Here is a 12,922-nt window from a genome sequence, read left to right on the forward strand (position 1 = left end):
CATCCGATCAACAACCAGCGCCCAGTCTATTGAACCCCGCCGCTTCCACCTCCGGCCGCCTCGTGGCCTACGGCTGCCTGGCCTTGAGCATGTCGCTCGTCGGCATCTACGTCGCCCTCTCCAAGCCGCTGGTGGCAGCCTTCCCGGTGCTGCTGCTGGCCTGGCTGCGCTTCGGCATCGCGGCGCTCGCCATGCCGCATTGGCTCCAGCCCACGCCCGACGAGCCGCCCATGAGCGCACGCACGCGCGGGCTCGTCTTCCTGGAGTCCTTCCTCGGCAACTTCCTGTTCTCGATCTGCATGCTGTTCGGGGTGAGCCTCACCAGCGCCGTGTCGGCGGGCGTGATCATGGCGTCGATCCCCGCCGTGGTCGCGGTGGCCAGCTGGCTCTTCCTGCGCGAGCGCATCACGGCGCGCATCGGGCTGGCCATCGGCTGCGCCGCGCTCGGCATCGGCCTGCTCGCATTCACGCCGACGCATGCACCGGCCACCACCGGCCCTACGGTCGGCGCACCGTCGATGCCCTGGCTGGGCAACCTGCTCGTGTTCTGCGCGGTGCTCTGCGAGGCCGCCTACGCGGTGATCGGCAAGTCGCTCACCGGCAAGCTGGGCCCCAAGCGCATCGCCTCGCTCATCAACCTGTGGGGCTTCGTGCTGTCGATGCCCTTCGGCATCTGGTTCGCACTGCAGTTCGACTTCACCGCCGTGCGCTTCGGCACCTGGGCACTGCTCGTGGCCTACGCACTGGCCGCCAGCATCTGGACCGTGTGGCTGTGGATGACCGGACTTCGCCACGTACCAGCGGCACAAGCGGGTGTCTTCACTGTCTTGCTGCCCGTCAGCGCGGCCCTCGTGGGCGTGCTCGTGCTCGGGGAGAACCTCACTTCGCCGCAGCTGCTTGCGTTCGCGATCGCCCTCGTGGGCGTGGTGCTGGCGACGTGGCCGGGGCGACGAACGTGAACAACGTCCCTTCTCCCCTCTGAAAAAACAACAGCTCCCAATGAAAAAAGCGCTTTTTCCCTTGGAAACGCGTTTTTTCTCATTTAGCATCCGCATTGCCACTGGAGACGCAAGTTTTTCATTGGTGAACGTTCAACCAAAAAAGGAAATCAACCATGGCAACTGCAAAGAAGGCTCCGGCCAAGAAAGCTCCGGCAAAGAAGGCCGCTCCCGCAAAGAAGGCTGCGGCTCCTGCAAAGAAGGCCGCTCCGGCCAAGAAGGCAGCGGCGCCCGCCAAGAAGGCTGCGGCTCCTGCAAAGAAGGCTGCACCGGCGAAGAAGGCTGCTCCTGCAAAGAAGGCTGCTCCCGCCAAGAAGCGCACTCCCAACGCTGCGTTCATGAAGGCCCTGACCCCCAGCCCGGCCCTGGCCGCTGTGGTCGGTTCGACGCCTCTGCCGCGCACCGCTGTGGTGAGCAAGCTGTGGGACTACATCAAGAAGAACAACCTGCAAGACAAGGCCAACAAGCGCAACATCAACGCCGACGCCAAGCTGAAGGAAATCTTCGGCAAGGCCCAGGTTTCGATGTTCGAACTGGCTGCGCTGATTGGCAAGCACGTCAAGTAAGCGTTCGGGGGCCTCGTGCTCCTGAGTCAAAAAGCCCGCGTCATGCGGGCTTTTTTTTCGCCTGCAGCAAGCCCTCGCCCGCCTCGAAGAAACGCGCGGGCGTGCAGCTGAAGTGCTTGCGGAAGGCCTCGATGAAGGCGCTCACCGAGCTGTAGCCCACCGTCAGCGCCACGGCCGTCACCGACTCACCCAGACTCAGCAACTCCACCGCCTTCAGCAAGCGCGCCTGCTGGCGCCATTGCGCGAAGCTCCATCCGGTCTCTGCAGCGAAGCGGCGCGTGAGCGTGCGGCGGGCCATGCCGATGCGATCGGCCCAGTCGTCGATGCCGTCGGCCAACGCCGGATCGTTCGCCAGTGCGCTCGCCATCACCACCAGCCGCGGGTCCTGCGGCATGGGCAGGTGCAGCGACTCGCGCCCGCCGGCCGCCAGTTCGTCGACCAGCACCCCCACCAACCGCGCGCGGCGGGGCTCCAGCAGTGCGTCGGATGGGTCCAGCGACATCAGCCGCGCCACCAGCTCCCGCACCAGCGGCGTGGCGGCAAAGACATGCGGTCCGTCCGGCAGCGCCGCCGCAGCCGACGCATCGATGTGCAGGCTCCACCCCGACGTGGCCCCGAAGCTCTGTGCGGCATGCGCGCAGCGCGGCGCGATCCAACCAATCCATCCTGGCGGCTGCACCCAGCGACCTGCGGGCGTCTCGATGACCTGCAGGCCCTCACGCAGCGCGAACAGCTGGCCAGTCTCGTGCGCGTGATAGCCCGTGACGCGCGGTGCTTCGTGCGCGTAGCGCCAGAGCGTCGCGGGCGACTCAACCGCCATGGCTGGCCCGCAGGCGGTATCGATTGGCCCCGCGCCGCAAGCCGGGGACCGCTCCGCTGCCTAGCATCGAAGGCATCTCCACCAAGGAACCCCCATGAAAGCGCAAGACATCATCCCCGACGGACAGGACTTCACCGTCATCGACGGCCACGCCGTGCGCAAGGGCTCGGTCGGCGCCTTCCTCGCCAATGCGCGCGTGCTCGAAGACCCGAACGCCACGGCCGACGAACGCCGCGTCGCCCGCGACGACCTCGCGGCGCTGATTCCCACGCTCGACGCGCTCGGCCTGTTCGACGCCTTCGAACTGCGCTCGCCCGCGCTGCGCGACGAGGTGGCCCGCCATCGCGTGACGCTCAGCCCTGCGCCTGCTGCTTCGCCGCGCGCGTGATCGACGCCAGCGTGCCGCGCGTGGTGATCACTTCGGGGTCGAGCGGGATCTCGATCAGCGTGCCCGTGTCGGCCGCCAGCGCGCGCAGCAGCGCCGCTTCGAACTGCGCCGTCTCGGTGACGCGCTCGGCCGCGTAGCCATAGGCGCGCGCCAGCCCGCAGAAGTCCGGGTTGCGCAGCGCGGTGCCGCTGGTGCGCTCGGGGTACTCGCGCTCCTGGTGCATGCGGATCGTGCCGAACATGCCGTTGTTGAGCAGCACGACGATGCTCTTGCCGCCGTGCTGCGAGGCCGTCGCCAGCTCCTGCCCGTTCATCAGGAAGTCGCCGTCGCCCGCGATGGTGAAGGCCACGCGCCCGGTGGCGATGCTCGCGGCAATGCCCGCCGGCACGCCGTAGCCCATCGCGCCGCTGGTGGGCGCCAGCTGCGTCTTGGCGCCCTTGGCGAGCCCGTGGTAGCGGAAGTAGCGGTGCACCCAGCTCGCGAAGTTGCCGGCGCCGTTGGTGATGGCCGCATCCGCCGGCAGGTGCTTCTGCAGCAGCGCCACCACGGCCGCCATATCGACCGCACCGCGCGGCGTCTCGGCCGGCATGCCGGCGAGCGCCTGCGGCTGCAGCCAGGCTTCGTAGTCCGCGTGCAGCTGCTGCGTCCAGGCTTCCCACGGCAGCGAGGGCGGCGCGCTCAGCACCTCGAGGCTGCGCGCCGCGGCGCTCATGCCGGCGTTGATCGCCAGGTCGGCCTGGTAGACGCGGTTCAGTTCCTCGGCGCTCGCGTGGATGTGCACCAGCGTCTGCTTGGCCTTCGGTGCTTCGAGCAGCGTGTAGCCGCCGGTCGTCATCTCGCCCAGGCGCGGGCCGATGGCCAGCACCAGGTCGGCGTCCTTCACGTGCTGCGCGAGCTTCGGGTTGATGGCGATGCCCACGTCGCCCGCGTATTGCGGGTGGTGGTTGTCGAAGGTGTCCTGGAAGCGGAAGGCGTTCGCGACCGGCAGGCGCCAGTTCTCGGCGAAGCGCTGCAGCGCCTGCGCGGCCTGCGGCGTCCAGCCGCCACCGCCGGCGATCAGCAGCGGGCGTTGCGACTTCAGCAGCAGCTCGCGCAGCGTGCGCAGCGCCCCCGGGTCGCTCCACGGCTGGACCGCCTCCACGCGCGCCAGCGACCGTGCCGCCGTCTCGGTGCGCAGCATGTCTTCGGGCAGCACCAAAACGACCGGGCCCGGCCGGCCGTTCATCGCGGTGGCGAAGGCGCGCGCGATGTACTCTGGAATGCGGTCGGCGTCGTCGATGCGCTCCACGCGCTTGGCGAAACCCTTGGTGCTCGGCCCGAAGAAGCTGGCGTAGTCCACTTCCTGGAAGGCCTCGCGGTCGCGGAAGTCGCTGCCGACATCGCCCACGAACAGCACCATCGGCGTCGAGTCCTGGAACGCGTTGTGCACGCCGATCGAGGCATTGGTCGCGCCCGGCCCGCGCGTCACGAAGCACACGCCCGGGCGCCCCGTGAGCTTGCCGTGCGCCTCGGCCATGAAGGCCGCGCCGCCCTCCTGCCGGTTCACCACGAAACGCGCGCGGTCGCGGTACGCATGGAAGCCGTCGAGCACCGCCAGGAAGCTCTCGCCCGGCACGCCGAAGGCGAGTTGCATGCCTTGTTCGACCAGGCACTCGACGATCAGGTGGCCCGCGGGTTGTGATGTACTCATGGAAAGTTCGAACCTCAGTTGCAAATGTCTCCGGCGATTATGTGTGCCTGCCTTCCACGCCTTGTCTTAATTCCCCAATTGGTTAAATTCGCGTCATGAAGGCCCCCAAGGACTCTTTGCCCGAAACGCTCGAGCCGCGCTCGCGCGACGCCGACCGCTCGCAGCTGGCCATCCTCGCGTCGGCGCGCGACGAGTTCGCCGCGCGCGGCCTGGCCGGTGCGCGCATGGACAGCATTGCCGAGCGCGCGGGCCTGAACAAGCGCCTCATCTACTACTACTTCGGCAGCAAGGACGACCTGTTCCTGGCCGTGCTGGAGCGCGTGTACGCCGACATCCGCGCCGCCGAGCAGCGCCTGCACCTGGACGAGATCGAGCCCGTCGAGGCGATCCGCCAGCTGGTGTCGTTCACCTGGCACTACTACCTGGAGCATCCCGAGTTCATCACGCTGCTCAACAGCGAGAACCTGCACGGCGCGGCGCACCTGAAGCGCTCCGACCGCATCCAGGAGATGAACTCGCCGCTGGTGCAGCTGCTGGACACCGTGCTGGAACGCGGCAAGAAGGACAACCTCTTTCGCGCCGGCGTCGACCCGGTGCAGCTGTACATCTCGATCGCCTCGCTGTGCTACTTCTACCTCTCGAACAACCACACGCTGTCGGCCATCTTCGGGCGTGACCTGCGTGCCCCCAAGGCGATGGCGCAACGCCTCTCGCACATGACCGACCTCGTGCTGGGCTACGTCCTGCACTGACCTGGCCGGCCGGCGCGCGCCCCGCAGCGGGCCGCGCCACCCTCTTCCTCGCTCTCCGGGTATTCACTAGGCAGCCGCCGTTGACGCTGCGGCGCCGCCGTTTCTAAAATCGGTAATTCACTCATTGGTGAATTGATCGATCCAAGCATGCGGCCCGACCGCGCGGAGACACCCCTTGAAGCCCTTTGCCAGCACTGCACGCACCACCGTCCTTGCCTCGCTGACCTGCATCGCCGCCCTGCTGCCGGGCCTGTCTGCAGCGCAGAACGGCTACCCCACCAAGCCGATCCGCGTGATCGTTCCGTTCGCCGCCGGCAGCACGACGGACATCATTGCCCGCGCCATCGCCGACAAGATGAGCCTCAGCATGGGCCAGACGCTGGTCATCGACAACCGCGGCGGCGCCAGCGGCACCATCGGCCAGCAGGCGGTGGCCACGGCCGCGCCCGACGGCTACACGGTGATGATCCATTCGTCGTCGCACACGGTCAGCCCCTCGACCTTCGCCAAGCTGCCCTTCGACACGCTGCATGACTTCGCGGGCGTCACGCCGATCTCGTCGCTGCCCAATGCGCTGGTCATCTCGCCGAGCAAGAACATCAAGACCCTGCCGCAGCTGCTGGCCGCCGCGCGCGCCAAGCCCGGCAGCATGAACTTCGCCTCGGCCGGCCAGGGCAGCGCCACGCACCTGAACGCCGAGAAGTTCAAGATGGCCGCCAAGATCGACGCGACCAACATCCCCTTCAAGGGCTCGGGTGAGGCCGTCACCGAAGTGCTCTCGGGCCGCGTCGACTACTACTTCTCGCCCATCGCGCCCGTCATCGGCCAGATCAAGGACGGCCAGCTGCTCGCACTGGCCGTGGGTTCGCCCAAGCGCGCCGCCGCCCTGCCCGACGTGCCCACCACCACCGAGGCCGGCGTGCCCGGCTCCGAGTTCAACTTCTGGATCGGCATGATGGCGCCCGCCAAGACGCCGCGCGACGTCGTCAACCGCCTGCACGACGAAGTGGTCAAGGCCCTGGCCACACCCGAGGTGAAGGAGCGCTTCCTCAAGCTGGGCGCCGACGCCTGGACGCTCAAGCCCGAGCAGTTCGACGCCTACATCAAGGACGAGATCGCGAGCAACGCGCAGCTCGTGAAGGCCGCGGGCCTGTCGGTCCAGCCGTAGTCCGAACCCAGAGGCTCCCCGTCGTCGTCGCCACCATGTTCCGCAAGCTCCTGCTCTCCCCGGCCCTGCGCCCGTTCTTCCTCATCCTGTTGCTGCTGGTGCTGTGGGACCTTGTGATCCGCCTCTTCAAGATCCCGGCCTACCTCATTCCCCCGCCGTGGGAAGTGGTGAAGCAGCTCGTGGCCGAATGGCCGCGCCTGCTGGCCGAAAGCTGGAAGACCACGCTCGCCACGCTGGGCGGCTTCGGCCTCACGATCCTCATCGGCATTCCGATCGCGATGGTCATCGCCTACTCGCGGCTGGTCGAGTCGTACGTGTACCCGCTGCTGGTGTTCTCGCAGAGCATTCCCAAGGTGGCGATCGCGCCGCTGTTCGTGGTGTGGTTCGGCTTCGGCATCTTTCCGAAGGTGATCAGCGCCTTCCTGCTGGGCTTCTTCCCGGTGGTGGTGTCCACGGTGATGGGCTTCAAGTCGGTCGAGCCCGACATGCTCGACCTGGCCCGCTCGATGGGCGCGAGCCGCCTGCAGACCTTCTTCAAGATCAGCCTGCCGCAGGCCCTGCCCGCGATCTTCAGCGGCCTGAAGGTGTCGGTCACGCTGGCCGTGGTGGGCGCGGTGGTCGGCGAGTTCGTCGGATCGAACTCGGGCATCGGCTACGTGCTGCAGGTGGCCAACGGCAACTTCGACCTGCCCTTGATGTTCGCTGCGCTGGTGGTGCTGTCGAGCATCGGCGTCATTCTTTTCGTCGCCGTCGACCTCGTCGAGCGCGTGATGATCCCGTGGCATGCCTCCCAGCGCCACGCGCACTGAGTTCCTTCGCCATACCCAGAAAACTCCCGGAGACAACGCCATGAAGAAACTGCTTCCCTCGCTGCTTGCCGCAGCCGCGCTCGCCACCTTCGCCATCACCCCGGTCCACGCGCAGGGCGACAAGCCCAAGGACAAGGACAAGGTCACGCTGATGCTCAACTGGTACCTGTACAGCGAGCACGCGACCTTCTTCCTCGGCAAGGACAAGGGCTTCTACGCCGAGGAGGGCATCGACCTGGACATCCAGGAAGGCCGCGGCTCCGCCGTCACCGCGCAGGCGGTGGCCGCCAAGTCGGCGACCTTCGGCTACATCGACGTCACCACCATGATCAAGGCGGCTGCCAAGGGCGCGCCGCTGAAGTCGACCGGCGTGCTGTTCCAGGTGAGCCCGATGTCGGTCATGGGCTTCAGCGAGAAGAACATCAAGACGCCCAAGGACATCGTCGGCAAGACCGTGGCCGTGACGCCGGGCGATTCGATGTCGCAGATGTGGCCGCTGTTCCTCAAGGTCAACAACATCAAGCCCGAGCAGGTGAAGATCGTCTCGGGGGACGCGCAGACCAAGCTCAATGCCGTGACCAACGGCCAGGCCGACCTGCTGCTGGGCTACGTGATGGACCAGGCCATCAAGCTGCAGGACGCCACCGGCAAGCCCGTGACGCCGATCCGCTTTGCCGACTCGGGCGTGAACCAGATCAGCTCCGGGATCATCACCAACAAGAACCTGCTGACCGAGAACCCCGACCTCGTGAAGCGCTTCATGCGCGCCTCCACCAAGGCCGCCGAAGCCGCCGAGAAGAGCCCCGAGGCCGCCGTGGACGCGATGCTCAAGGCCAACCCGAAGGCCGGCGTGCGCGACACGCTCATCGTCGGCATGAAGCAGAGCGTAGCGCTGTACCACACGAAGGACACGGCCAACCAGCGCCCCTTCCGCGTGGCGATGAAGAACGTCAACGACTCGCTGGACTTGCTGGTGCAGTACGGCGGCATGGACGCGTCCACGCGCGGCAAGCCCGAGGACTACGTCACGCTCGACTTCCTGCCGAACTGATTCCCTGCCCTGCGCGCTCGCTGTTGCCCTCTCTCACGCATTCCATGTCCCAAGTCAACCTGATCGAAGCGCGCGGCGTCTCGAAGACCTACCAGAGCAAGGACGGCCCGGTCGAATCGCTCAAGCCCCTGGACTTCGCCATCCGGGAAGGCGAGTTCGTCTCGGTCGTCGGCCCTTCGGGCTGCGGCAAGAGCACGCTGCTCAAGATGGTCGCGGGCCTGCTGCCGATCAGCGGCGGCGAGCTCACGCTGGCCGGCAAGCCGATCAAGGGTCCGCAGAAGGACGTGGGCATCGTGTTCCAGAGCGCCGTGCTGCTGCCCTGGCGCAGCGTGGAAGACAACATCCTGCTGCAGGCCGAGATGCGCCACCTGCCCAAGGCGGCTTCGCAGGCCCGGGCGCGCGAGCTCATGGACATGGCCGGCCTCAAGGGCTTCGAAGGCAAGTACCCCTGGCAGCTGTCGGGCGGCATGCAGCAACGCGCGTCGATCTGCCGCGCGCTGCTGCACGACCCGTCGGTGCTGCTGATGGACGAGCCCTTCGGCGCGCTCGACGCGATGACGCGCGAGAAGATGAACCTGGAGCTGCAGCGCATCTGGATGGCCTCGAAGAAGACCGTGATGCTGATCACCCACAGCATTCCCGAAGCCATCTTCCTGTCGGACCGCGTGATCGTGATGAGCGAGCGCCCCGGCTCGATCGCCGCCGTGTACGACATCGAACTGCCGCGCCCGCGCACGCTGGACATCATGGCTTCGGCCGAGTTCGGCGCCTACACCAAGCAGGTGCGCGCGCATTTCTTCTCGCAGGGCATCCTGGACCACTGAGGCGGCCATGACCGACGCGCCCCGTTTCCACATCGAGGAGATCCGCTTCGCCGAGCGCGACGTGGCCCTGCGCCTGCCGTTCCGCTTCGGCGCGGCCACGGTCACGGCCTGCCCGCAGGTTTACGTGCGGGCACGCCTCCGCTTCGCCGATGGCCGCACCGCCGAGGGCTGCGCGGCCGAGATGATGATTCCCAAGTGGTTCGACAAGAACCCCGCGCTGAACAACGAACAGAACTTCGAGCAGCTGCGCTTTGCGCTGCGCGACGCGCGCGACGCCTACCTCGGCGAAGACGATGCGCAGACCGCCTGGACGCACTTCGCCTCGAACTACGCCGCGCTGCAGGCCCGCGCGAAGGCCAAGGGCCTGCAGGCGCTGGTGGCGAGCTACGGCCCCGCATTGATCGACCGCGCGGTGATGGACGCGCTGTGCCTGCACGCCGGCACCAGCTTCGCCACCGCCATGAGCGGCAACCTGTGCGGCATCGACATCGACGGCAGCGGCCTGGCCGACGATCTCGCGGGCTTCGACATGCCGGCCTTCCTGGCCAGCCGGTCGCCGCGCGCCAGCATCGCCGCGCGCCACACCGTCGGCCTGGCCGATGCCATCGGCGACGGCGATGCGCGGCCCGACGCGCCCACTGACGGCCTGCCCACCACGCTCACCGCGGCAGTGAAACGCTACGGCCTCACGCACTTCAAGCTCAAGCTCTGCGGCCACACCGCGCAGAACATCGACCGCCTCCAGCGCATCGCCCGCGTGATCGACGGCCGCGCGCAGCTCGTCACGCTCGACGGCAACGAGCAGTACGCCGATGCCGACGACTTCGCCGTCTTTCTCGACCGCATGCTGTCCACGCCCGTGCTGTGGAAGCTCGCGCAGAAGACCGCCTTCGTCGAACAGCCGATCCGCCGCGATGCCGCCTTGCAGCGTGACGTGTCGGCGCTCGGCAAGCGCATTGCGCTGCTCGTCGACGAGTCCGACGGCACGCTCGACGCCTTCGTGCAGGCACGCGCGCTCGGCTACACCGGCGTGTCGAGCAAGAGCTGCAAGGGCTTCTACAAGTCGGTGGTCAACGCCGCGCGCTGCGCGCACTGGAACGCGGCACTAGACAAGCCGCGCCATTTCCTCTCCGGCGAAGACCTGACCATGCAGGCCGGCATCGGCGTGCAGCAGGACCTGGCGCTCGTCGGCTGGCTCGGCCTGTCGCACGTCGAGCGCAACGGCCACCATTACGTCAACGGCCTCGCCGCCGTGCCCGAGGCCGAGCAGCAGGCGCTGTCGCAGCTGCACCCCGGCCTCTACGAAACCAGCGATGGCGCCACGCGCCTCGCCCTGCGCGACGGACAACTCGATCTGTCCTCGCTCGCCACCGCGCCCGGCTTTGCCACCGGCAAACCCGGCGCCGGCATCTCGTGGGACGCCATGCGTTCCGTCTACTGAAGCCCCCTCTCGCACCCCAAGGAAGAAAACGATGGCCACCCAACGTCTCGGAATCATCATGCACGGCGTCACCGGACGCATGGGCATGAACCAGCACCTGATCCGCTCCATCTGCGCCATCCGCGCCCAGGGCGGCGTGACGCTGTCGAACGGCGACAAGGTCATGCCCGACCCGATACTCATCGGCCGCAACGCCGAGAAGATGGAAGCACTCGCCAAGGCCCACCACATCGCGCGCTGGGGCACCGACCTCGACCAGGCGCTCGCGAACAAGGACGACACCGTCTTCTTCGACGCCGGCACCACGCAGATGCGCCCCACGCTGCTGGCCAAGGCCATCCGCGCCGGCAAGCACGTGTACTGCGAGAAGCCGATCGCCACCAACCTCAACGAAGCCGTCGAGATCGCCCGCCTGGCCGACGAAGCCGGCAAGGCCACGGGCCTGAAGCACGGCGCGGTGCAGGACAAGCTCTTCCTGCCGGGCCTGCGCAAGCTCGACATGCTGCGCCGCGCGGGCTTCTTCGGGCGCATGCTCAGCGTGCGCCTGGAGTTCGGCTACTGGGTGTTCGAGGGCGACCTGCAGCCCATCCAGCGCCCGAGCTGGAACTACCGCAAGGAAGACGGAGGCGGCATGATCCTGGACATGATGTGCCACTGGCGTTACGTGCTGGACAACCTGTTCGGCGAGGTGAAGTCGGTGTCGTGCATCGGCGCCACGCACATCCCCACGCGCTGGGACGAAGCCGGCAAGCCCTACGAGGCCACCGCCGACGACGCGGCCTACGCCACCTGCGAACTCACGGGCCACAACGGCGAGCCGGTGATCGCGCAGCTCAACATGAGCTGGGCCACGCGCGTGCGCCGCGACGACCTCGTGACCTTCCACGTCGACGGCACCGACGGATCGGCCGTGGCGGGCCTGTCGAGCTGCCGCGCCCAGTCGCGCGTGGCCACGCCGCGCCCGGTGTGGAACCCCGACGAGAAGCAGACGATGAACTTCTTCGACCAGTGGCAGGAAATTCCGGACTCGCAGGTCTACGACAACGGCTTCAAGATCCAGTGGGAACACTTCATCCGCCACGTGGTGGAAGACGCGCCCTACAAGTGGACGCTGCCCGAAGGCGCCAAGGGCGTGCAGCTGGTCGAGGCCGCGCTCGCGTCGTGGCAGGAGCGCCGCTGGATCGACGTGCCCACGCTGAAGGTCTGAGGAAGAAGAAGACAAAGCCATGGCACTGTCGCTGACCCTCCCCACCCCGAGCGGCGCGCTCGCACCCTACGCCCTGCGCGGCACCGCGCCGGTGAAGCCCGATGCGGGCGTCAAGTTCAATCGCATCGCCTACTCGGCCGCCCACGTCGTGGCCGACCCGCTCGCCGCCATCGACCCATGGCTGCAATGCGCGGTCGACTGGGACACCACCATCGCCTACCGCCGCCACCTGTTCTCGCTGGGCCTGGGCGTGGCCGAGGCGATGGACACCGCGCAGCGCGGCATGGGCCTGGATTGGCCCACGTCGCTCGAACTGATCCGCCGCTCGCTCGATGCCGCGAAGGACGTGCCCGGCGCGCTCGTCGCCTCGGGCTGCGGCACCGACCACCTGAACATCGACGACGTGAAGAGCGTCGACGACGTGATCCGCGGCTACGAGGAGCAGATGGCCGCCATCGAGGCGCTCGGCGGCAAGCTGATCGTGATGGCCAGCCGCGCACTGGCCCGCGTGGCAAAGGGCCCCGCCGACTACGAGCGCGTGTACGACCGCATCCTGAGCCAGGCGAAGCAGCCCGTGGTGCTGCATTGGCTGGGCGACATGTTCGACCCGGCGCTCGCGGGCTACTGGGGCACGAAGGATGTCGATGCGGCCATGAACACGGCGCTGGGCATCATCGCGGTGCACCCGGACAAGGTCGACGGCATCAAGATTTCGCTGCTCGACAAGGACAAGGAGATCGCCATGCGCCGCCGCCTGCCGAAGGGTGTGCGCATGTACACGGGCGACGACTTCAACTACGCCGAACTGATCGCCGGCGACGGCTTCGGCAGCGAGCCGACGCACGGCAAGAGCGATGCGCTGCTGGGCATCTTCGACGCCATCGCGCCGGCCGCGAGTGCCGCGCTGGGCGCACTGGCGCAAGGCAACACCGAGAAGTTCCACGCGATCCTCGGCCCCACGGTGCCGCTGTCGCGCCACATCTTTGCGGCGCCCACGCGCTTCTACAAGACGGGCGTGGTGTTCATGGCCTGGCTCAACGGGCACCAGAAGCACTTCACGATGGTGGGTGGCCAGCAGAGCACGCGTTCGCTGCAGCACTTCGCTGAACTCTTCCGTCTCGCGGATACAGCCAACCTGCTGGAGCAACCGGAACTCGCGGTGCGGCGCATGAAGTCGCTGCTGGCGCTGCACGGCGTGGAAGGCTGAT

Annotated in this window: 13 protein-coding genes; 11 read left to right on the forward strand and 2 right to left on the reverse strand. The window is 67.6% G+C overall.

Going from position 1 to position 12,922, the window contains the following annotated elements; all coding sequences use genetic code 11:
* Window positions 1–29: 29 nt before the first annotated feature.
* Window positions 30–959, forward strand: coding sequence for a DMT family transporter (locus AC07Q9_RS15490; RefSeq protein WP_489058679.1), 930 nt, complete (start codon window positions 30–32; stop codon window positions 957–959).
* A 155-nt stretch (window positions 960–1,114) separates the two neighbouring features.
* Entirely contained in the window at window positions 1,115–1,564 is a 450-nt protein-coding gene (locus AC07Q9_RS15495; protein WP_153283126.1) for an SWIB/MDM2 domain-containing protein, read from the forward strand.
* A 40-nt stretch (window positions 1,565–1,604) separates the two neighbouring features.
* Here AC07Q9_RS15495 and AC07Q9_RS15500 read toward each other — a convergent pair whose 3' ends face one another.
* Window positions 1,605–2,384 (reverse strand): helix-turn-helix domain-containing protein, encoded by a 780-nt coding sequence (locus tag AC07Q9_RS15500; RefSeq protein ID WP_495310550.1) that lies wholly within the window; start codon window positions 2,382–2,384, stop codon window positions 1,605–1,607.
* A 94-nt stretch (window positions 2,385–2,478) separates the two neighbouring features.
* On the opposite strand from AC07Q9_RS15500, the gene AC07Q9_RS15505 reads away from it, so the two are divergent.
* Window positions 2,479–2,772, forward strand: coding sequence for a hypothetical protein (locus tag AC07Q9_RS15505; RefSeq protein ID WP_495310551.1), 294 nt, complete (start codon window positions 2,479–2,481; stop codon window positions 2,770–2,772).
* Here the strand turns inward: AC07Q9_RS15505 and AC07Q9_RS15510 are convergent.
* On the reverse strand, window positions 2,738–4,462 hold the full coding sequence (locus AC07Q9_RS15510) for a thiamine pyrophosphate-binding protein (protein WP_495310553.1): 1,725 nt from the start codon (window positions 4,460–4,462) through the stop codon (window positions 2,738–2,740). The two genes, AC07Q9_RS15505 and AC07Q9_RS15510, sit on opposite strands and share 35 nt — an antisense overlap.
* Window positions 4,463–4,557: 95 nt before the next feature.
* Between AC07Q9_RS15510 and AC07Q9_RS15515 the strand changes: the two genes are divergently transcribed.
* The 8 genes from AC07Q9_RS15515 (at window position 4,558) to AC07Q9_RS15550 (ending at window position 12,921) form a co-directional block, all read left to right on the forward strand.
* Window positions 4,558–5,214: a TetR/AcrR family transcriptional regulator gene (locus tag AC07Q9_RS15515; protein ID WP_095946946.1), complete on the forward strand. Its 657-nt coding sequence runs from the start codon at window positions 4,558–4,560 to the stop codon at window positions 5,212–5,214.
* Window positions 5,215–5,389: 175 nt separating this feature from the next.
* Entirely contained in the window at window positions 5,390–6,382 is a 993-nt protein-coding gene (locus AC07Q9_RS15520) for a tripartite tricarboxylate transporter substrate binding protein (protein WP_492683736.1), read from the forward strand.
* 35 nt (window positions 6,383–6,417) lie between these two features.
* Window positions 6,418–7,191 carry an ABC transporter permease gene (locus AC07Q9_RS15525; RefSeq protein WP_495310556.1) on the forward strand — a complete coding sequence of 258 codons (774 nt, stop codon included), beginning with the start codon at window positions 6,418–6,420 and terminating at the stop codon, window positions 7,189–7,191.
* A gap of 40 nt (window positions 7,192–7,231) precedes the next feature.
* Complete coding sequence (locus AC07Q9_RS15530) at window positions 7,232–8,242, forward strand: ABC transporter substrate-binding protein (protein ID WP_495310558.1); 1,011 nt, start codon at window positions 7,232–7,234, stop codon at window positions 8,240–8,242.
* 44 nt (window positions 8,243–8,286) lie between these two features.
* Complete coding sequence (locus AC07Q9_RS15535) at window positions 8,287–9,066, forward strand: ABC transporter ATP-binding protein (RefSeq protein ID WP_495310560.1); 780 nt, start codon at window positions 8,287–8,289, stop codon at window positions 9,064–9,066.
* 7 nt (window positions 9,067–9,073) lie between these two features.
* Window positions 9,074–10,507 carry an enolase C-terminal domain-like protein gene (locus tag AC07Q9_RS15540; protein ID WP_495310562.1) on the forward strand — a complete coding sequence of 478 codons (1,434 nt, stop codon included), beginning with the start codon at window positions 9,074–9,076 and terminating at the stop codon, window positions 10,505–10,507.
* Window positions 10,508–10,538: 31 nt separating this feature from the next.
* Entirely contained in the window at window positions 10,539–11,714 is a 1,176-nt protein-coding gene (locus AC07Q9_RS15545; RefSeq protein WP_495310564.1) for a Gfo/Idh/MocA family protein, read from the forward strand.
* Between the two features lie 19 nt (window positions 11,715–11,733).
* Window positions 11,734–12,921 carry a dihydrodipicolinate synthase family protein gene (locus AC07Q9_RS15550; protein ID WP_495310566.1) on the forward strand — a complete coding sequence of 396 codons (1,188 nt, stop codon included), beginning with the start codon at window positions 11,734–11,736 and terminating at the stop codon, window positions 12,919–12,921.
* The last annotated feature ends 1 nt before the right edge of the window (window position 12,922 follow it).

It is taken from the genome of Variovorax sp. GW821-FHT09A10 (assembly GCF_059418385.1).

Bases quoted from the DNA above. Each gene is read 5' to 3' on its own strand.
- AC07Q9_RS15495 (WP_153283126.1), top strand. From the start codon at position 1,115: ATGGCAACTGCAAAGAAGGCTCCGGCCAAGAAAGCTCCGGCAAAGAAG.
- AC07Q9_RS15500 (WP_495310550.1), bottom strand. From the start codon at position 2,384: ATGGCGGTTGAGTCGCCCGCGACGCTCTGGCGCTACGCGCACGAAGCA.
- AC07Q9_RS15505 (WP_495310551.1), top strand. From the start codon at position 2,479: ATGAAAGCGCAAGACATCATCCCCGACGGACAGGACTTCACCGTCATC.
- AC07Q9_RS15510 (WP_495310553.1), bottom strand. From the start codon at position 4,462: ATGAGTACATCACAACCCGCGGGCCACCTGATCGTCGAGTGCCTGGTC.
- AC07Q9_RS15515 (WP_095946946.1), top strand. From the start codon at position 4,558: ATGAAGGCCCCCAAGGACTCTTTGCCCGAAACGCTCGAGCCGCGCTCG.
- AC07Q9_RS15525 (WP_495310556.1), top strand. From the start codon at position 6,418: ATGTTCCGCAAGCTCCTGCTCTCCCCGGCCCTGCGCCCGTTCTTCCTC.
- AC07Q9_RS15530 (WP_495310558.1), top strand. From the start codon at position 7,232: ATGAAGAAACTGCTTCCCTCGCTGCTTGCCGCAGCCGCGCTCGCCACC.
- AC07Q9_RS15535 (WP_495310560.1), top strand. From the start codon at position 8,287: ATGTCCCAAGTCAACCTGATCGAAGCGCGCGGCGTCTCGAAGACCTAC.
- AC07Q9_RS15540 (WP_495310562.1), top strand. From the start codon at position 9,074: ATGACCGACGCGCCCCGTTTCCACATCGAGGAGATCCGCTTCGCCGAG.
- AC07Q9_RS15545 (WP_495310564.1), top strand. From the start codon at position 10,539: ATGGCCACCCAACGTCTCGGAATCATCATGCACGGCGTCACCGGACGC.
- AC07Q9_RS15550 (WP_495310566.1), top strand. From the start codon at position 11,734: ATGGCACTGTCGCTGACCCTCCCCACCCCGAGCGGCGCGCTCGCACCC.